Origin of the sequence: Comamonas terrigena NBRC 13299 (assembly GCF_006740045.1) — a bacterium.
Classification (GTDB): domain Bacteria; phylum Pseudomonadota; class Gammaproteobacteria; order Burkholderiales; family Burkholderiaceae_C; genus Comamonas; species Comamonas terrigena.
On the sequence record NZ_AP019749.1, the window covers coordinates 3,359,523 to 3,378,630 of the forward strand.

15 protein-coding genes and 1 pseudogene are annotated in these 19,108 nt (G+C 66.7%); 3 read left to right on the top strand and 13 right to left on the bottom strand.

Annotation, left to right across the window (positions count from 1 at the left end; all coding sequences use genetic code 11):
• Nucleotides 1-31: 31 nt before the first annotated feature.
• The 12 genes and pseudogenes from CT3_RS15370 to surE form a co-directional block, all read right to left on the bottom strand.
• Nucleotides 32-712, bottom strand: a complete 681-nt coding sequence (locus CT3_RS15370) for a YfgM family protein (protein WP_066533949.1) — start codon at nt 710-712, stop codon at nt 32-34.
• 20 nt (nt 713-732) lie between these two features.
• A complete protein-coding gene (hisS, locus tag CT3_RS15375) occupies nt 733-2,028 on the bottom strand; it encodes a histidine--tRNA ligase (RefSeq protein ID WP_066533950.1) in 1,296 nt (431 codons plus the stop codon).
• A 153-nt stretch (nt 2,029-2,181) separates the two neighbouring features.
• Nucleotides 2,182-3,465 carry a flavodoxin-dependent (E)-4-hydroxy-3-methylbut-2-enyl-diphosphate synthase gene (ispG, locus tag CT3_RS15380; RefSeq protein ID WP_066533952.1) on the bottom strand — a complete coding sequence of 428 codons (1,284 nt, stop codon included), beginning with the start codon at nt 3,463-3,465 and terminating at the stop codon, nt 2,182-2,184.
• Between the two features lie 3 nt (nt 3,466-3,468).
• Complete coding sequence (locus CT3_RS15385) at nt 3,469-4,449, bottom strand: helix-turn-helix domain-containing protein (RefSeq protein ID WP_227657912.1); 981 nt, start codon at nt 4,447-4,449, stop codon at nt 3,469-3,471.
• 646 nt (nt 4,450-5,095) lie between these two features.
• The gene (rlmN, locus tag CT3_RS15390) at nt 5,096-6,220 is read right to left on the bottom strand and encodes a dual-specificity RNA methyltransferase RlmN (RefSeq protein WP_066533956.1); all 1,125 of its coding nucleotides are present in this window, start codon (nt 6,218-6,220) and stop codon (nt 5,096-5,098) included.
• 90 nt (nt 6,221-6,310) lie between these two features.
• Nucleotides 6,311-6,736: a nucleoside-diphosphate kinase gene (gene ndk / locus CT3_RS15395; RefSeq protein ID WP_066533958.1), complete on the bottom strand. Its 426-nt coding sequence runs from the start codon at nt 6,734-6,736 to the stop codon at nt 6,311-6,313.
• A gap of 101 nt (nt 6,737-6,837) precedes the next feature.
• Nucleotides 6,838-8,202, bottom strand: a complete 1,365-nt coding sequence (locus tag CT3_RS15400) for a pseudouridine synthase (RefSeq protein WP_083520291.1) — start codon at nt 8,200-8,202, stop codon at nt 6,838-6,840.
• 591 nt (nt 8,203-8,793) lie between these two features.
• A pseudogene (gene scpB / locus CT3_RS15410) lies at nt 8,794-9,349 on the bottom strand (SMC-Scp complex subunit ScpB); the annotation flags it as partial.
• Between the two features lie 81 nt (nt 9,350-9,430).
• The gene (locus CT3_RS15415) at nt 9,431-10,429 is read right to left on the bottom strand and encodes an RluA family pseudouridine synthase (RefSeq protein WP_066534062.1); all 999 of its coding nucleotides are present in this window, start codon (nt 10,427-10,429) and stop codon (nt 9,431-9,433) included.
• A gap of 103 nt (nt 10,430-10,532) precedes the next feature.
• The gene (locus CT3_RS15420; RefSeq protein WP_066534066.1) at nt 10,533-11,390 is read right to left on the bottom strand and encodes a peptidoglycan DD-metalloendopeptidase family protein; all 858 of its coding nucleotides are present in this window, start codon (nt 11,388-11,390) and stop codon (nt 10,533-10,535) included.
• A 13-nt stretch (nt 11,391-11,403) separates the two neighbouring features.
• Nucleotides 11,404-12,192, bottom strand: coding sequence for a protein-L-isoaspartate(D-aspartate) O-methyltransferase (locus CT3_RS15425; RefSeq protein ID WP_066534067.1), 789 nt, complete (start codon nt 12,190-12,192; stop codon nt 11,404-11,406).
• A complete protein-coding gene (gene surE / locus CT3_RS15430) occupies nt 12,189-12,971 on the bottom strand; it encodes a 5'/3'-nucleotidase SurE (RefSeq protein ID WP_066534068.1) in 783 nt (260 codons plus the stop codon). The genes CT3_RS15425 and surE overlap by 4 nt, the downstream gene beginning before the upstream one ends.
• Before the next feature lie 168 nt (nt 12,972-13,139).
• On the opposite strand from surE, the gene CT3_RS15435 reads away from it, so the two are divergent.
• The 3 genes from CT3_RS15435 to CT3_RS15445 all read left to right on the top strand — a co-directional run bounded on the left by CT3_RS15435 (nt 13,140) and on the right by CT3_RS15445 (nt 18,329).
• Nucleotides 13,140-14,687 carry a sensor domain-containing diguanylate cyclase gene (locus CT3_RS15435; RefSeq protein WP_066534072.1) on the top strand — a complete coding sequence of 516 codons (1,548 nt, stop codon included), beginning with the start codon at nt 13,140-13,142 and terminating at the stop codon, nt 14,685-14,687.
• An 83-nt stretch (nt 14,688-14,770) separates the two neighbouring features.
• Nucleotides 14,771-16,612, top strand: coding sequence for a gamma-glutamyltransferase family protein (locus CT3_RS15440; protein ID WP_083520315.1), 1,842 nt, complete (start codon nt 14,771-14,773; stop codon nt 16,610-16,612).
• A 157-nt stretch (nt 16,613-16,769) separates the two neighbouring features.
• The gene (locus CT3_RS15445) at nt 16,770-18,329 is read left to right on the top strand and encodes a phospholipase D family protein (protein ID WP_066534074.1); all 1,560 of its coding nucleotides are present in this window, start codon (nt 16,770-16,772) and stop codon (nt 18,327-18,329) included.
• A 69-nt stretch (nt 18,330-18,398) separates the two neighbouring features.
• Here the strand turns inward: CT3_RS15445 and CT3_RS15450 are convergent, their stop codons facing one another.
• The gene (locus CT3_RS15450) at nt 18,399-18,959 is read right to left on the bottom strand and encodes a carboxymuconolactone decarboxylase family protein (RefSeq protein WP_066534076.1); all 561 of its coding nucleotides are present in this window, start codon (nt 18,957-18,959) and stop codon (nt 18,399-18,401) included.
• Between the last annotated feature and the right edge of the window lie 149 nt (nt 18,960-19,108).

Here is a 19,108-nt window from a genome sequence, read left to right on the forward strand (position 1 = left end):
GCTGCGCCCTCTGCGCGATGTGCCCGAATCTTCACTTTGCAGTCTCCGTGCCGCCAGAGGCAGCCATGGTTTGGGGTTGTACGCCCAGTGCGTTGAGCTTGAATTCCACCAGGCGGCGGTATTCGTTCTGTGGATCCAGCGCCTTATAGGCACGTTCGTAGGCCTGCACGGCCTCTTCGGCCTTGCCCTGCAGCTGCAGCAGATCGCCCTGGCGGTCGGCCTGCACGCCGGCGAATTCCGCCGGGAAGCTGCCGGACAGCACCTTGCTGGCGCCGTCCAGGTCTTTTTGCTGCATCAGCACTGCCGCCAGGCGCAGGCGGGCGACGGCCTTGTGACCGTCGTCTCCGGCCTTCTCGCTGACCCAGGTCAGCGTGGCCTTGGCCTCATCGAGCTTGCCGGCATCGGCCTGGGCCTTGGCGGCAGCCAGTGCGGCCAGTCCGGCTTGCTGGGTGCTGGCGTATTTTTCCTGGATGTCCTTGAGGCTCTGGGCCACGCGGCCGTCGTCCTTGGATTCGATGGCCACCTGCACGGCATCGGCCAGGGCCGCCGCCTGCACGGACTGGCGCTGCTGCCAGTACTGCCAGCCATTCCAGGCGGCGAAACCGCCGAAAGCCACGACCAGCACACCGGTGATGGGCGTGCCCCAACGGCTCCAGAAATGCTTGAGCTGGTCGATCTGTTCTTGTTCTTCGAGGTCGAGATGCGTTGCCATAGCGTGTGTCTGCAATCAGGTTAAGCGATCGATTGTAGGGTGGCAGCCCATTGGGCCACTTCGGCCAGGGCTTGCAGCTGCTGGCGGCCTTCGCCGTCACGCAGGGATTTGACGGTGACCTGGCCCTGGGCCAGTTCATCGCCGCCGAAGATCAGCGCATGGCGCGCGCCCGAGGCATCGGCCTTCTTGAACTGCGACTTCATCGAGCCCATGCCTTCGGCACCGGCGGTGTGCATCTGTGCACGCACACCGGCTTCGCGCAGCTGCTGCAGGGTGCGCAGCACCACGGGCATGGCGGCCGCGTCGGGCACGATGGCGTACACATCCAGCTGCGGTGCAGGGATGTCGGTGCCCAGTTCCTTGACCAGTTCCAGGACGCGCTCCACACCCAGCGCCCAGCCCACGGCGGGTGCCGGCTTGCCACCCACCTGCTCGATCAGGTAGTCGTAGCGGCCACCGGCGCAGATGGTGCCTTGCGAACCCAGCAGATCGGTCACGAACTCGAACACGCTGAGGTTGTAGTAGTCCAGGCCGCGCACCAGGCGGGGGTTGACCGTCCAGGGCACGCCATTGGCGTCCAGAATGGCCTTCAGGCCGTCGAAGTGGGCCAGCGAAGCTTCACCCAGGTAGTCCAGCAGCTTGGGCGCTGCGTTGACCATTTCCTGCATGGCCGGGTTCTTGGTGTCCAGCACGCGCAGCGGGTTGCTGTACATGCGGCGCTTGGCCTCTTCGTCCATGACCTCGGTGTGCTGCTCCAGGTAGGCAATCAACGCCTCGCGGTGGGCCTTGCGTTCTTCGGGCTGGCCCAGGCTGTTGATTTCCAGGCGCCACTGCGTCAGGCCCAGGCGCTTCCACAGCGACACGGCCAGCAGGATCAGTTCGGCATCTACATCGGGGCCGGCGAAGCCCAGGGCCTCGGCACCGATCTGGTGGAACTGGCGGTAGCGGCCACGCTGGGGGCGTTCGTGGCGAAACATGGGGCCGATGTACCACATGCGCTTGCCGCCGTCGTACAGCAGATTGTTTTCGATGGTGGCACGCACCAGACTGGCCGTGCCTTCGGGGCGCAGGGTCAGGCGTTCGCCGTTGAGCTTGTCTTCAAAGGAATACATCTCCTTTTCGACAATGTCCGTGACCTCACCGATGCCGCGCACAAACAGCTGCGTGTGCTCGACGATGGGGGTGCGCACATTGCGATAGGCAAAGCGCCCCATCAGATCGCGCACCTGCGCTTCCAGCCATTCCCAGCGTTCGGATTCGCCGGGAAGGATGTCGTTCATGCCTTTGACGGCGCTCAGTTTTTCGGTCTTTGCCACTTCAACGATCTCTTCAACAATTCGGATGTGTGCTCACAATTTCAGGAGCAACTTCTGCACTGACAACATGAATTTCAGGCTGAAACAAACCTGAAATTCATGTTGCACAAGCACAGGCAGCTATGGTTTTCTCAGGCGATTGTGCCAGCACGCTCAGCCGGGCTGGCCGTAGCGGCGCTCCACATAGGATTGCACCAGGGCCTGGAACTCCTGGGCGATGTGCTCGCCGCGCAGTGTCAAGGCCTTTTCACCATCGATGAACACGGGTGCTGCAGGCGCTTCGCCATTGCCCGGCAGGCTGATGCCGATGTCGGCATGCTTGCTCTCGCCCGGACCGTTGACGATGCAGCCCATCACGGCGACTTTCATCGCCTCCACGCCGGGGTACTTGGCGCGCCAGACGGGCATTTCGCCGCGCAGGAAGTCGTCGATCTGTTTGGCCAGTTCCTGGAACGTGGTGCTGGTGGTGCGGCCGCAGCCCGGGCAGGCCGTGACGCTGGGCACGAACACGCGCAGGCCCAGGGCCTGCAGGATCTCGGACGCCACCACCACCTCCTGCGTGCGCGCTTCGCCCGGCTGGGGCGTGAGCGAGACGCGGATGGTGTCGCCAATGCCTTCCTGCAGCAGCACCGACAGCGCTGCCGTGGATGCCACCGTGCCCTTGGTGGCCATGCCGGCTTCGGTCAGGCCCAGGTGCAGCGCATAGTCGCAGCGGCGTGCCAGTTCGCGGTAGACCGAGATCAGGTCCTGCACACCGCTGACCTTGCAGGACAGGATGATGTTGTCGGGGTTCAGGCCGATGTTGCGGGCCAGCTCGGCGGAGCTGATGGCCGAGGTGATCAGCGCCTCGTACATGACCTGGCGCGTTTCCCAGGGCCGGGCACGCCGGGAGTTCTGGTCCATCAGCTCGGCCATGATTTCCTGGTCCATCGAGCCCCAGTTCACGCCGATGCGCACCGCCTTGTCATACTTGGCGGCGATCTCGATCATCTGGCCGAACTGCTTGTCCTTTTTGTCGCCCTTGCCCACGTTGCCGGGGTTGATGCGGTACTTGGACAGCGCCTCGGCGCAGGCCGGATAGTCGGTCAGCAGACGGTGGCCGTTGTAGTGGAAGTCGCCCACCAGCGGCACATACTCGCCCATGCGGTCGAGCTGCTCGCGGATGTAGGGCACGGCCGCCGCCGCCTCCGGCGTGTTGACGGTGATGCGCACCATCTCCGAGCCGGCCTGGGCCAGCTGGCGCACCTGGATGGCCGTTTCCACGGCCTCCACGGTGTCGGTGTTGGTCATGGACTGCACGCGCACGGGCGCATCGCCCCCCACGGTGACCACGTTGTTGCGCCACACCACACGGGCCTGGCGCGATTTGCGCGGCAGCGGGCTGGCAATCGCGATCGGACTGCCGCCTGTCTGCTGCAAATTTTGCGAGTCTTGCACTTCTTACTTCACCTCAAATCGGGCGACGTTCTCGCGGGCCACAGCCCCCAGATCGAACGCTGCCCCACCCACCTGCACCTCGGCCGCATCGGCGCGGCCAATCACCACCGACAGCGGCTTGGGTGCCTGGGTTTCAAAAAATTCGCCCGCATTCAGGGTCTTCTGCTCCAGCACCTTGCCGCCGCCACGCACCTGGATCCAGGTCGCTGCACGGGCCTGGATGCGCAAGGTGGCATTGCCTGTGGCTGCGGCCACGGGCACCGCAGGGGCCACAGCAGCAGCCTCCGCAGGCGCTGCCACCGCCGGGGCCACGGCAGCCGGTGCCGCAGACGCGGCGGGCACTGCCGGGGCTTCCGCCACTGCAGCGGGCGCCGGGACGGCTGCCACCGCAGGCACGGCCGCTTCGGCGGCGGCCGGAGCCACCGGTTCCTGGGCGGCCACGGGTTCTGCCGCCGGGGCTTCCGGCGGCGCCACATCCACGGTATGCGCAGACTGTGACGTGCCCATGGCACGCTCGGAGCGCTCCTGCACCGAAGCCACCACCGCATCGCGCAGATCCTGCTTCTGGGCAAAGTACCACACCCCGCCGCCGGCACCCGCCAGCAGGGCCAAGGCCAGCCACTTCCAGGCGCCGCCCGGGTTGGGCGTGTCGTGCACGGAGCGCACGGCCTTGTCACGGAAAGGCTCGTTGATGCCCGGACCGGGCGCGGTGAACTTCTGTGTGGCGGCCGACTTGGGCAGCAAGGCCATGACCGGTGCCGCATCCACCTGCAAGGCCTTGCAGATGCTCAGCGCCACCGAGCGGGTGAACACCGCATCCGGCAGGGCCTGCCAGTCATCGGCTTCCAGCGCCTGCAGCTTGGCCACGGGCACCTTGAGCACATCGGCCAAGGAGGAAACATGCATGCCCGCCGCTTCACGGGCCTGGCGCAGCAGACTGCCTGCAGTCTGTTGTGCGGGTGGCGATTCGAGTTGTTCTGTCACTTCTGCTTCCTGGAGCTCAGCCATGGAAAGCCCCTTGCTCATAACGTTGCCATTCTGTGGAATCCGCTGACCGGCGCGGCAGCGGGCGAACCCGCTGTCGCGCGGCCGAGGTCGCATCCAATGCCCGCTCCACGCGGCTCCCCTCCCTCAGGGACTTGGCATTGGCGTACCCGCCATTGTTCAAACGACAGAAGGGAAAGCGCGCACGCCCTCCCCTTTGCCGCTCGAACAGCAAATCTGCCAGATGGTAGGCGATCACGCGATTGCCTGCATCTATCTCGTAAGCTTTTTCATAGGCCCCACCCGCAGCCACCGGAGCTTCGGACCGGCGCTGGCCGCTGCGCTCCCCGGGTGCCCCGGCCTGCCCACTGCCGTGCGCAGTGCGGTAAAGGGCGTGTTGCAACCCGGTCTGGTGCGACGGGACTGCTTGCAAGTCATATGCCATGCCGGTGCGGACATGGCAGGCTGCAATGTGCGGGACGCGGACCAAAGAGGTGCCGGCGCATCGCGCCACCGCAAATGCCCAAGTTGCTGCGCCGCTGGGGCTCATCGCCCTGCGCTGGCAACCTGTCTTGGCATTCCCGGAATGAAAGCACATCTGGAGGTCCCTTGTCGAATGGTGGTCTTGCCGCTCGCTCTGTGTGCTCTAACCTGCCGTCGGCTTGAGCATGATGGTGCGCTGCTTGGCCATGCGTTCTGCGGCGCGGGTGCGGTCTTTCACATCCCCCGCCAATTGTCCACATGCCGCGTCGATGTCGTCACCGCGCGTCTTGCGCACCGTGGTCACAATCCCGGCGTCGCTGAGTGCCTTGGCAAAGGCCGTCACCCGTTCATTGCTCGAGCGTAACAGGCCGGAGGCCGGGAACGGGTTGAACGGGATCAGGTTCAGCTTGCACCAGGGCCGGCCATTGCCATAGCTGCGGATCAGTTCCACCAGTTGCTTGGCATGCTCCGGCTGGTCGTTGACCCCGTCGAGCATGCAGTACTCGAAGGTGATGAAGTCGCGCGGGGCAAATTCCAGGTAGCGCTGGCAGGCCTGCAGCAGCTCGTCCAGCGGGTACTTCTTGTTCAGCGGCACCAGGTTGTCGCGCAGCGGGTCATTGGGCGCATGCAGCGACACGGCCAGCGCCACGGCGCAATCCTGGGACAGACGGTCCATCATCGGCACCACGCCGGAGGTGGACACGGTGACGCGGCGGCGCGACAGGCCGTAGCCATGGTCGTCCAGCATGGTACGCAGGGCGGGCACCAGCGCGCTGTAGTTCTGCAGCGGCTCACCCATGCCCATCATCACCACATTGGTGATCACGCGCTCATCGGTCTTCAGGTGGGCGCGCAGGAAATGCTCGGCAAACCACAGCTGGGCCAGGATTTCGCCCGTGCTCAGGTTGCGGCTGAAGCCCTGGTGGCCCGTGGAGCAGAAACGGCAGCCCACGGCGCAACCGGCCTGCGAGGACACACACAGCGTGCCACGGTCGTCTTCGGGAATGAATACGGATTCGACGGCATTGCCGTCACCCACATCGAACAGCCACTTGATGGTGCCGTCCTGGGATTCGTGCTGGGTGATCACCGGCAGTGGGCGGATTTCCGCCTCATGCTGCAGCTTTTCACGCAGCGACTTGGCCAGATCCGTCATCTGGCTGAAGTCCTTCGCACCACGCTGGTGGATCCAGCGGAACAACTGCGTGGCACGGAAACGCTTTTCCCCCAGTTGCTCGCAATAAGCAACCAGCCCCTGGAGGTCGAAATCAAGAAGATTGGTGGTCATATCTGCATGCCCAGACCACGGCATGGGCGGCACTCCCATGCAGGGGGTGCCGCCTTAGCAGCAGCCTCGGCCAGCATGGGAGTCATGGAATTAACGTGCGTAGACGTTCATGCCAGGGAAGAAGAAGGACACTTCGACAGCTGCGGTTTCAGCAGCGTCGGAGCCGTGCACGGCGTTGGCGTCGATGCTGTCAGCGAAGTCAGCGCGGATGGTGCCGGCTTCAGCCTTCTTGGGGTCGGTGGCGCCCATCAGTTCGCGGTTCTTCAGGATGGCGTTTTCGCCTTCCAGCACTTGGATCATCACGGGGCCGGAGATCATGAAGTCCACCAGGTCCTTGAAGAAAGGACGTGCGGCGTGCACAGCGTAGAACTGCTCGGCATCAGCGCGCGACAGGTGCACCAGCTTGGCAGCGGCGATCTTCAGGCCAGCGCCTTCGAAACGCGAGTAGATCTGGCCGATCACGTTCTTGGCAACTGCGTCGGGCTTGATGATGGAGAGGGTGCGTTCGATAGCCATTTGATTTTCCTAATCAGGTTTTAGTTCGTTTTTTGCCACACCGGCAAAACCCTTGATTCTACCGGGGTGGCACAAAGCCCTGGCAAGCAGGACCTATCCGCTCAGCGGCTACCGCCACGGCGGCCGCCGCCAGAGCCCTTCTTCTGCGTGGCACGGTAACGCTCCAGGCTGTCGCGGCCGATATAGCCAGCGGACGTCTTCAGTGGATCCGGCTGTGCGCTGCGCTTGGCACGGGCCGCACTGCTGCGGGCGGCGCCTTCGTCACCGAACAGCGCGCCGGAGCGTGCCGGACGGTCGCGTTCCGGCCCGCCGCCATCCTGGAAGCGGCGTGGCGCCTGCGGACGCGCGGCACCCGGGCCGCTGCGGCGGCCTGCGCCACGGTCGGCGCTGGGACGGCGCAGGCCGGCACCTTCGCGCGGCGCAGCCTTGGGGATGGCGGCACCGGCGGCCTGCATCAGGGCCTGGATGTCCTTGTCGTCCAGCTCCAGCCAGGCACCGCGCTTGAGCCCCTTGGGCAGCATCATGGCGCCGTAGCGGATACGGATCAGGCGGCTGACGGCATGGCCCACCGCCTCGAACATGCGGCGCACTTCGCGGTTGCGGCCTTCCGAAATGGTGACGCGGTACCAGCAGTTGGCGCCTTCGCCGCCGCCGTCCTCGATGGAGCCGAAGCTGGCTTCGCCGTCTTCGAGCTGCACGCCGTCGAGCAGGCGCTGCTTTTCTTCCTTGCTCAAGGCGCCCAGCACGCGCACCGCGTACTCACGCTCCAGACCGAAGCGCGGGTGCATCAGGTTGTTGGCCAGGGCGCCGGAATTGGTCAGCAGCAGCAGGCCTTCGGTGTTCAGGTCCAGACGGCCGACGGACTGCCACTTGCCGGTGTGCAGCTTGGGCAGCTTGCGGAACACCGTGGGGCGGTTTTGCGGGTCGTCGTGGGTCACCACTTCGCCCACGGGCTTGTGGTAGGCGATCACGCGGGCAGGCGGCGGTTCGATGCGGAAGTGGATCGGCTTGCCGTTGACCTTGATCTGGTCCCCGAACTGGACGCGCTGGCCCACGTGGGCCGGCTCGTTGTTGACCGAGATGCGGCCTTCCAGGATGAGCTTTTCCATCTCCAGGCGCGAACCCATGCCGGCCTGGGCCAGCACCTTGTGCAGCTTGGGCGATTCGGCCTGCGGTTGCAGCACGCGCTTGGCCGGCGCCAGGTCTTCGCGTGCTTCGTCGGCATCCAGGGCGCCCGACACCACGTCTTCGAAGGCATAGCCTTGCGCTTCGAGGGCGGTTTCCGGGGTTTCAGCGGCATCCACGGCTTCATTCACCTCGGCGGCGTCCACCACCTGGGGGGCTCGCGGTGTGGCCGCGCGCGGTTTGCGGGCGCCGGCAGCAGGTTTGGCGGCGCCACGGGGCGCCCGGTCTTTGGGGTTCATACGATCCATTCCCTGCGCCACCCGGGCGCAGTCTAGTGTCATTGCATGTGGCGAAGCCGGCGGGCTTTGCGCACTTAAAAGCGGTTCTTCCAGATCCAGCTCTGGTTTCCACCATCGTCTTCTGGCTGCTCTGGCTGCTCTGGCTGCTCTGGCTGCTCTGGCTGCTCTGGCTGCTCTGGCTGCTCTGGCTGCTCTGGCTGCTCTGGCTGCTCTGGCTGCTCTGGCTGCTCTGGCTGCTGGCTGGCTGCTCTGGCTGCTCTGGCTGCTCTGGCTGCTCTGGCTGCTCTGGCTGCTCTGGCTGCTCTGGCTGCTCTGGCTGCTCTGGCTGCTCTGGCTGCTCTGGCTGCTCTGGCTGCTCTGGCTGCTCTGGCTGCTCCGGCTGCTCCGGCTGCTCCGGCTGCTCCGGCTGCTCCGGCTGCTCCGGCTGCTCCGGCTGCTCCGGCTGCTCCGGCTGCTCCGGCTGCTCCGGCTGCTCCGGCTGCTCCGGCTGCTCCGGCTGCTCCGGCTGCTCCGGCTGCTCCGGCTGCTCCGGCTGCTCCGGCTGCTCCGGCTGCTCCGGCTGCTCCGGCTGCTCCGGCTGCTCCGGCTGCTCTACGGCAGCATCCTGCGTTTCGGGCGCTGCCGGCAGGTTTTCGCCATCGGCACCGTCGAGCTGGGCAAACAGATTGGCCTGCACCTCGGACGACTCCAGCATCGGCAACTGGTCCAGCGCCTGCAGGCCCAGATCGTCCAGGAACTGGCGCGTGGTGGCAAACAGTGCAGGACGGCCCACGGTTTCGCGGTGGCCGATCTCCTCGATCCAGCCCCGGTCTTCCAGCTGCTTGATGATCAGGCTGTTGACCGTCACGCCGCGGATGTCCTCGATGTCACCGCGCGTCACAGGCTGACGGTAGGCGATGATGGCCAGGGTTTCCAGCGTGGCGCGGGAGTAGCGGGGAGGCTTTTCCGGGTGCAGACGGTCCAGGTAGACGCGCATTTCCGGCTTGCTTTGAAAGCGCCAGCCCGAAGCCACCTGCACCAGCTCCACACCGCGCTGTGTCCAGTCGCGTTGCAAAGCCAGGAGCAAATCCTTCAGCGTGTCGGTACCCAAAGTGCCATCGAACAGAGCGCGCAGCTCTTTGAGCGTCACCGGCTGGTGCGCGCAGATCAAGGCAGTTTCGAGGACCCGTTTCGCATCTACCGTATTCATGAGCGGAGATTCCGGGGGAAGTCAGAGTGCGCCTTCACAGGCGTGCCATACAGCGTACGCAGGCAGGCAGCCCGCGCAGTGTCAATGGGGGGGATTGTAGCGCAGCCCCAAAAAGTCGATGGCCGCCATGAAATCGGCCGGCGGCGTGCTGCGCACCAGCACCTCCTGGCCGGTGATGGGGTGCACAAAGCCCAGGCGGTAGGCATGCAGCGCCTGGCGCTCCATCCCCGCCAGGGGCGTGCCGCCGTACAGGGCGTCGGCCAGCAGGGGGTGGCCCAGCCAGGCCATGTGCACACGGATCTGGTGGGTGCGCCCGGTGTGGAGCTTGCAATGCACCAGGCAGGCCTGCTCGGCCGAGTCCACCCCGGTGATGTCGGTCTGCGCCGGCTTGCCCGCCTGGCTGCCCAGGTCGACCACGGCCATGCGCAGGCGGTTGCGCGGGTCGCGGCCGATGGCCTGCCGGACTTCGCGCATGCCGCCGCGCCAGGCGCCGTGCGCCAGCGCCACGTACTGGCGCGAGACATCGCGGCGCGCGATCATGGCCACCAGCGCGTCCATTACATGGCGGCTCTTGGCCACCACCATCAGGCCGCTGGTGTCCTTGTCCAGGCGGTGCACGATGCCGGCACGCGGTACCTGGGCCGCGCCCGCATGCCAGGCCAGCAGACCGTTGAGCAAGGTACCGCTCCAGTTGCCGGGTGCCGGGTGCACCACCAGGCCGGCCGGCTTGTTGACGATCAACAGGTGCTCGTCCTCATAGGCCACATCCAGCGCCATGGTTTCCGCACGGAACGACTGGCTTTGCGCCGTCGGTCGCATTTCCACCTGCAGGCGGTCGCCCCAGCGGACCTTGGCGGAGGCCTTGGTGACGACCGCGCCCTGCACCTGCACGGCCCCCTGGGCCAGCAGCTGCTGCAGGTAGCTGCGCGAGAACTCGGGCACCAGCTCTGCCAGCACCTTGTCCAGCCGCAGGCCATGCAAGGCGGTGGGCACCTCCACGGCGCGCAGCTCCGCCTGCTCCTGGACCTGCGCCCAGTCGTCCGCTTCCACGCTGTCAATGGCCTCTGTTGACTCCGTCACACCCGCATCCTTGTCTGTGTTGTCTGTGTTGTCTGTTGTTGCATAAAAAAAAGCCAGCGCCGGCAGACACGCTGGCACTGGCTGCGGCGGATCGCCCGGGCGATCAGCGTGCGGGCAGATAGCGCGAGGGATCGACCGGCTTGCCCTGGCGGCGCACTTCAAAGTGCAGCTTCACGCGGTCGGCGTCGGTGCTGCCCATTTCGGCGATCTTCTGACCTTTCTTCACATTCTGGTCTTCCTTGACCAGCAGTTTCTGGTTGTGGGCGTAGGCCGTCAGATAGGTGTCGTTGTGCTTCAGGATGATCAGGTTGCCGTAGCCACGCAGACCGGCGCCGGCATAGACCACGCGGCCGTCCGCAGCGGCAGCGACCGGATCGCCGGCCTTGCCAGCGATGTCCAGCCCCTTGTTGCGGGATTCGTCAAAGCCTGCCAGCACGGCGCCGGAAGCCGGCCAGATGAAGCCCTGGCTGGTGTCGGCAGCGGGTGCCGGCGTCTTGGCCGGAGCAGGCTCCGCCGGTGCGGGCGTGCTGGTGGCCGGTGCAGAGCCGGCATCGCTGCCACCCACCACCACCGGCGCCACGGCGCGGCCGCCCGAGCTGCTGGAAGCCGGTGCGGAAGCCACCGACACATTGGGCGGCACCACGCGCACCACCTGACCGACTTCGATCAGGTTGGCATTTTCCAGATTGCTCCAGCGGGCAATGTCCTTCCAGCTCTGGCCGTGTTCCAGACCGATGCGGATCAGGGTGTCACCGGGCTTGACGGTGTAGTAGCCGGGCTTGCCGGCGTTCTCGGCACCCGGCAGGGTGGACGGATCAACCGCAGGCGCCGAAGTCGAAGAAGCGGGACGCGAGGCGCCGCGGTCTTCCACGGGAGCCTTGTTCACTTGTGCGCAACCCGCCAGGATCCCCCCGGCCACAACCAACGCACTCCAAGTGCCAAGACTTCGCGTAAACAACATATGCAATTCCCTTTCAGGCAATCCCCGATTTTAGAGGGACAAAATTCACTGCTTCCAGAACTGTTTCATTGAAACCGTAAGGAGTTTTGTCAATCACCAGCAGGATCTGCTGGCCATTGCTCTGGACCATGGGGGCCACCAGGCGCCCGCCCACGGCCAATTGGTCGCACCAGGCGGCCGGCACCGCGTCGCCGCCTGCGGCCGCAATGATGCCCGCATACGGGGCACCTTGCGCATAGCCCACCATGCCGTCCCCAAAAATCAGGTGCACATTGGTGAGTCGCAAAGGACGCAAATTGTTCCGCGCCTTTTCGTGCAGGCCGCGCAGGCGCTCGATGGAGTAGACCTCCCGGGCCACGCGCCCCAGCACCGCAGCCTGGTAGCCGCAGCCGGTGCCGATCTCCAGCACCCGGCCCAGGCCGCCGCGCGCGCCTTCCGCACCCAGCAGCAGCTCGATCATGCGGGCCACCACGCTGGGCTTGGAGATGGTCTGCGCCAGGCCGATGGGCAGGCTGGTGTCTTCATAGGCCTGGTTGACCAGGGCGGTGTCGACAAACAGGTGCCGCTCCACGCTGCCCATGGCCTGCAGCACCGCTGCCGAGCTGATGCCGGAAGCCGCCAGGCGCTGCACCATGCGGCTGCGCACGGCCGCCGAATCCAGGCCCACGCCCCGGGGCGCCGGCATGGGCGCAGCGCTGCGCGGTGCGGCATTGCCGGCCGGGCGGACCACCGGGCGCACGGCATTCTGCGCGCTGGGCGGGCCCAGGCGGGCAGGAAAGCTGGGCCGCTTGGGCTGGTTCATGCATCCTCCTTGCGGGGCTCCACGGCCTCCAAACGTGCGGCAGTCTGTGCCCAATACACCAGGTGATCGTGGTCCGTGAGGTCCACTTTCAGCGGCGTCATGGCCACATGCCCATGGGCTGTGGCATGGAAATCGGTGCCCTCGGATTCGTCCAGCGCCGCACCGGCGCTGCCAATCCAGTACATGGTCTCGCCACGCGGGCTGACCTGGGTGATGACCGGCTCGGCCGAATGCCGGCGTCCCAGCCGGCAGACCTTGACGGCGCCCAGCTGCTGCGCCGGCAGGTTGGGAATGTTCACATTCAGCAGCCAGGGCTTGGTGCCCAGCAGCTTCTGCTGCGCCAGCTGCGCCACCATGTCGCGGGCCTTGCCGGCAGCGGCATCCAGTTCCACCCAGTCGCGCTCCACCTGGGAGAACGCGATGGACGGCACGCCGAACAGATAGCCTTCCATGGCGGCGCCCACGGTGCCGGAATACACCGTGTCGTCGCCCATGTTGGCGCCGTTGTTGATGCCGGACACCACCAGATCCGGCTTGTAGCCCAGCAGGCCGGTCAGCGCGATGTGCACGCAATCGGCCGGGGTGCCATTCACATAGCGAAAGCCGTTCGGCGCTTCGCGCACGTACAGCGGTGAATGCAGGGTCAGCGCATTGGATTTGGCGCTGTTGTTGTGCTCTGGCGCCACCACCTCCACATCGGCGATGGTCTTGAGTGCGTTGTACAAGGCGACGATGCCCGGCGCTTGATAGCCGTCATCGTTGGAAATAAGAATCTTCATGCTGTGCAAACGGGTTGCCCGGATTGTAGGGTGCTCACTCTTGCCCCCAAATACTTGCGGCGTTGTGCGGACATGCGACACCGTTTGCGCACGATGTCCCGGCCTGGTGCTGTGTTCTGTCACACTTTTGCCCGTCCCCCTCCTCTTTCCTCCCAAAGGTCTACCCCCGTGGCTGAACGCTCTGTCCCAGATATCGCCCGTGAAGCTTTCCGTCTGCTGGCCACCCGCAAGCTCCCGCCCACGCCCGAAAACTACCAGACCGTCTACGAGGAAGTGGCCGGCCAGCTGCCCCGCCCGCCCTTCCCCAGCAAGGCGCTGCGCCAGATATTCAGCGTGCTGCCCGCGCAAAGCGCGGTGCAGCAGCGCATCGCCCTGCATTTCAACCAGGCCATCAACGACCAGAACTGGCACGGCATCCAGCAGGCCATTCTGGCCTATGCGCACATGGACGACGTGCTGGCTGCCCACCAGTCCATGGGCACCGTACCGCCGGCCCCGGCCCCACAGATGCTGGAATTGCTGCCGCCCGAGTTGGCCGAGCAGTTGGCCCGTGTGTTGGAGCACATTCTGCCCATGCTGTCCGAGGATGAGGACCGGCGCATGCACGAGCTGACCGACCAACTGGTGCATTTCCTGCGCATTTCGCCGCCTGCGCTGCAGGATCTGCTGCACATGCTGCAGAACTACGCCTACCGCCTGTCCTTTGCCACCGAAGACCAGGCCCAGCGCCGCCGCGCCATCCAGGGCCTGCTGCGCACCATGGTCACGCACACGGCCGAACTGAACCAGCAGGACAGCACCTTGCAGACCCTCAGTACCACGCTGCTGCAGGCGCTGGAGCAGCCCTGGACGCTGCCCCACCTGGACCAGCTGCAGCAGCAGCTCCAGACCCTGCTGCTGCGCCAGCTGGACCTGCACAGCCGGGCCGGCGAGGCCCAGGCCCACATCAAGGACCTGCTGGGCGAATCCCTGCAGCGCCTGGCTGCGCTGTCGCGCAGCAATACCGTGCAGACCCGCCAGATCGAGGAATGTGCCGGCCAGCTGGAGCAGGCCCAGGGCCTGGCCGACATGGCGCCGGTGCTGGAGCAGCTGGTGGCCGCCACGCGCTCGATCGCCACCGAGAACAAGATCGCCCACGCGGCCCTGCAGGATCTGCAGGAGCGCAGCACCCAGGAGCAGCAGTCCATCGAGGCCCTGCAAAAAGCGCTGGACACGGCCGAGGAACTGGCCCGCCACGACCCGCTGACCCGTGCGCTGAACGCCAAGGGCCTGGAAGAAGGGCTGGACCGCGAGATGGCCCGCGCCACCCGCTACCGCACACCCCTGAGCCTGGCATCGATGACGCTGGAAGGCCTGCACGCCCTGGGGCTGGAGCATGGCCCGGCCCTGGTGGAGCAGGCCCAGTGCCACCTCGCCATGGTGGCGCGCTCGGTGCTGCGGCCCCAGGATCTGCTGGCCCGCGACCAGGCCAACCACTTCTTTGTGGTGCTCTCCGGCGCCCATGCCGACGATGCCCTGCAGGCCCTGATCCGCCTGCAGCAGGAGCTGGAACGCCGCCCGCTGCTGAGCGAGGATGAAAAAATCAGCTTGCGCATCAGCGCCGGTGTGGTGCAGGCTTGGCCTTCGGAACCGCGCCTGGACCTGATGAACCGTGCCGATCAGAGCCTGCAGCATGCCCAGATGACGGGATCGGGCGGGCGCCTGGCACGCGGCTGATCCGGTCCTGTCCTGCACCGCGGGGCAGGCCCGCGCGGTCACACTCCCACCTGTTGCACAGCCACATCAACAAGGAGAACCGCATGCCCATGCCCCGACGCGCCGCCCCCTGGGCGCTGACAGCCGCCACCGCCGCTGCAGCCGCCCTGCTGTCCGCCTGCTCCAGCCCTTCCCTGCACTACGCCACGCCCACGCTGGAGCCCGAAGGCAGCTCCGGCTGGACCGACAAGCCCGGCTGGGCCACCGAAAAGTTTGCCGTGGCCGCCGCCAACCCGCTGGCCACCGATGCCGGCTACCAGGTGCTCAAGGCCGGCGGCAGTGCCGTCGATGCAGCAATTGCCGTGCAGCTGGTGCTGGGCCTGGTCGAGCCGCAGTCCAGCGGCATCGGCGGCGGCGCCTTTCTGCTGCACGCCGCCGGCACCAAGGTCGAAGCCTATGACGGCCGCGAAACCGCCCCCGCAGCGGCTACCGAAACCCTGTTCCTCAAGCCCGACGGCACACCCATGGCGTTTCACGACGCCGTGGTGGGCGGGCGCTCCGTGGGCACGCCTGGCGCCATCCGCATGCTGGAGCTGGCGCACCAGGAGCACGGCAAGCTGCCCTGGGCCAGCCTGTTCACGCCGGCCATCCAGCTGGCGGACCAGGGTTTCAAGGTGAGCCCGCGCCTGCACACCATGCTGTCGAACGAGAAGTTCCTGAGCGCCGACCCCGAAGCCCGCGCCTATTTCTACGGCGCCGACGGCAAGCCCCTGCCCGTGGGCCATGTGCTGCGCAACCCGGCCTATGCCCAGGTGCTGCGCGCCCTGGCCCGCGATGGCAGCAAGGCCCTGCACGAAGGCGAAGTGGCCCAGGCCATCGTGCAGAAGGTGCGCAGCCATGCCACCAATCCCGGCCTGCTGAGCACCCAGGATCTGGCCGGCTACCGGCCCCGCAAGCGGGAAGCCCTGTGCCATGACTGGAACATTCCGCCCACCCCCGCCAGCGCCACCGCGCGCAGCTACCGGGTATGCGGCTTTCCGCCCCCGGGTTCCGGCGGCATTGCCGTGGGGCAGATCCTGGGCATCCTGGCGCAGACGCCCGCCGCAGCCATGCCGCTGGATGCCCAGGGCCTGCCCACGGCCAACTGGCTGCACTTCTATACCGAGGCCGCGCGCCTGGCCTTTGCCGACCGGGGCCTGTACGTGGCCGACCCGGACTTTGTGCAGGCACCCGGCGGCAACTGGCAGAACCTGCTGGACAGCCAGTACCTGGCCGAACGTGCCCGCCTGATCGGGGCGCAGAGCATGAAGGTGGCCCAGCCCGGCAACCCGGTCTCGGTGCGCAGCAGCTACGCGCCCATGGCGCACCAGATCGAGTACGGCACCAGCCACATCAGCATCGTCGACGCCCAGGGCAATGCCCTGGCCATGACCACCACCATCGAAGACCAGTTCGGCAGCCGCCAGATGGTCAAGGGCTTTTTGCTGAACAACGAGCTGACCGACTTCAGCATGGCCCCGCGCACGGCCGACGGTCTGCCGATTGCCAACCGGGTGCAGCCCGGCAAGCGCCCACGCTCGTCCATGGCGCCCACGCTGGTGTTCGACAAGGCCACCGGCCAGCTGCTGATGAGCGCCGGCAGCCCCGGCGGGGCGCAGATCATCCACTACACGGCCAAGACGCTGTGGGGCGTGTTCGGCTGGGGGCTGACGCCGCAGCAGGCCATCAACCTGCCCAATTTCAGCAGCCTCAACGGCCCCAGCCTGCTGGAGGAAAAACGCTTCCCCGAAGCCACGGTCAACGCCCTGCGCCAGCGCGGCGCCGAGGTGAAGGAGCAGCAGCTGACCAGCGGCCTGCAGGCCATCACCCGGGGCGAAGCCCATGGCAAGACCTTCTGGTTCGGCGGCGCCGACCCGCGCCGCGAAGGGGTGGTGATGGGCGACTGAGCCAGCCCTTCACCGGCCTTCCTCCGCCCTGTGGGCGCCCACACCGGGTGCACCACAGGGCTGGCAGCCCAATCCCGGGGCATCTGCTAGTGTTGTAGTGTTGTAGTGTTGTAACGTTGCATCCATCCACTTTCACTGACCGCCCCTTGAACGTGCCATGCGCCTTGCACCGATATTCGCCCTCCTGAGCCTGGTGCTGAGCCTGGCAGGCTGCAGCCTGCCCTCGCTGGAAGGCCGTACCGACAGCCAGGCCGTGGCGGCCGATACCACCGGCCAGTCCCGCCTGGGCCTGGCCGTGCAGCAGCTGCGCAGCAGCGGCCACGATGCGGCACTCACCGGCATCTATGCGCTGGCCGACCCGCGCGAAGCCTTTGCCGCGCGCGCCCTGCTGGCCCGGGCCGCAGACCAGACCCTGGATGTGCAGTACTACATCTGGCGCGGCGACAAGACCGGCCAGTTGCTGCTGCGCGAGCTGCTCACCGCCGCCGACCGCGGCGTGCGCGTGCGCCTGCTGCTGGACGACGGCGGCACGGCAGGGCTGGACGCCGAGCTGGCCGCGCTGGACAGCCACCCGCTGATCGAGGTGCGCCTGTTCAACCCCTTTGTGCTGCGCACCGGCAAATACCTGGGCTATCTGACGCATTTCCCGCGCACCAACCGGCGCATGCACAACAAGTCCTTCACCGCCGACAACCAGGCCACCATCATCGGCGGGCGCAATGTGGGCAACGAGTACTTCGGCGCCACCGACGGCGTGCTGTTCTCCGACCTGGATGTGCTGGCCATTGGCCCGGCCGTGCCCGAGGTGTCGAACGACTTCGACTGCTACTGGAACAGTGCCTCGGCCTACCCCATCGCCTTGCTGGTGCGCCCGGATGCCGACACCACGCCCGACGCGCTGCGCCAGCAGTACCAGGTGCTGGCCGCCTCCGCCGCCTCCGAGGACTTTGCCCGTGCGGTGGAGATGACGCCCTTCATCCAGCAGCTGCTGCAGGCCCAGCTGCCACTGGAATGGGCGCCGGTGCACCTGGTCAGCGACGACCCGGCCAAGGTGCTGGGCACGGCCGCGCAGGAGGGCCTGATGCTGCCCCAGTTGCTGCAGCGCACCGGCATGCCCACCCAACGGCTGGATCTGGTCTCACCCTACTTCGTGCCCACCCGCTCCGGTACCGAGGCCCTGGCCCAGCTCCAGCGCAGCGGCGTGCAGGTGCGGGTGCTGACCAATGCGCTGGAAGCCACGGACGTGGCGGTGGTGCATTCCGGCTACGCCAAATACCGCAAACCGCTGCTGCAGGCGGGCATCGAGCTGTTCGAGATGCGCAGCAACAACCCCCAGCCGGTGGAGCTGGAAGACCAGTTCAAGCTGGGCTCGCTGGGCAGCTCGGGCACCAGCCTGCATGCCAAGACCTTTGCCATCGATGGGCAGAAGGCCTTTGTCGGCTCCTTCAACTTCGACCCGCGTTCGGCCATGCTGAACACCGAGCTGGGCTTTGTGATCGACAGCCCGGTGCTGGCCCGCCAGATCAGCGACACCTTCGACACCCAGGTGCCGCTGCGCGCCTACCGGGTCGGCCTGGATGGCCAGGGCCAGCTGCAGTGGCAGGCCCAGAACAACGACGGCGGGGTGGACACCTACACCCAGGAGCCCTACTCCAGCTGGTGGCTGCGCCTGCTGCTGCGGGTGCTGGGCTGGCTGCCGATCGAGTGGCTGCTGTAGTCAGTCCCCCACAGCAGAACAAACGCCCCGCAGGCGCAGCAGCGGCCCGGTCTGCCAGCGCACCCGGCGTCAGGCCGCCGGGCGCTGCCAGGCATAGGGTTCCAGCTCGGGGTTCAGCGGCGTGTGGGCCAGGTTGTTGGCAAAGTTGGACAGGGTGGCCAGGCTGATGCCCAGCACCACTTCCAGCGCCTGCTGGTCGCTGAAACCGGCAGCACGCAGGGCCTGCAGCTCGGCATCGGGCACGTCGCCGCGTGTGGCGATCACGCTGCGGGCAAAGCGGGCCAGGGCTTCCAGCCGGGCGTCGGGCAGGGTCTGGCCGGCGCGCAGTGCTTCCACCACGGCCGGGTCCAGCTTGCCTTTGCCCAGCGCGGCCGGGGTGTGCGCCGCCACACAGAAATGGCAGCCATGGGTGGTGCCGGCCACCAGTTGCACCACCTCGCGCTCGCCCGGGCTCAGGCTGGTGCGCATGTTCAGGCCGGAGACCGTCATATAGGTTTCCAGCGCCGCCGGCGCCTGGGCCAGCATGCCGACAAAGTGCGGCAGAAAACCCATGGCCTTCTGCGATTTCTCCAGCAGCGGGCGGACGGACTCGGGGGCAGACTCGACAGTCAGGATGGGCAGACGCGCCATGGCAGATCTCCGGGAGGGGGTGACAAAGGCACCAGCCTAGCGCCAAACCGCGCAGGCCGCAGCCCCCTGCGCCGCTGCGGCACGTTTATCCATAGATATGGGATCGCGGTGCCGTGCAGCACCCTGTGTGGCACTGCACCCGCCCCTGC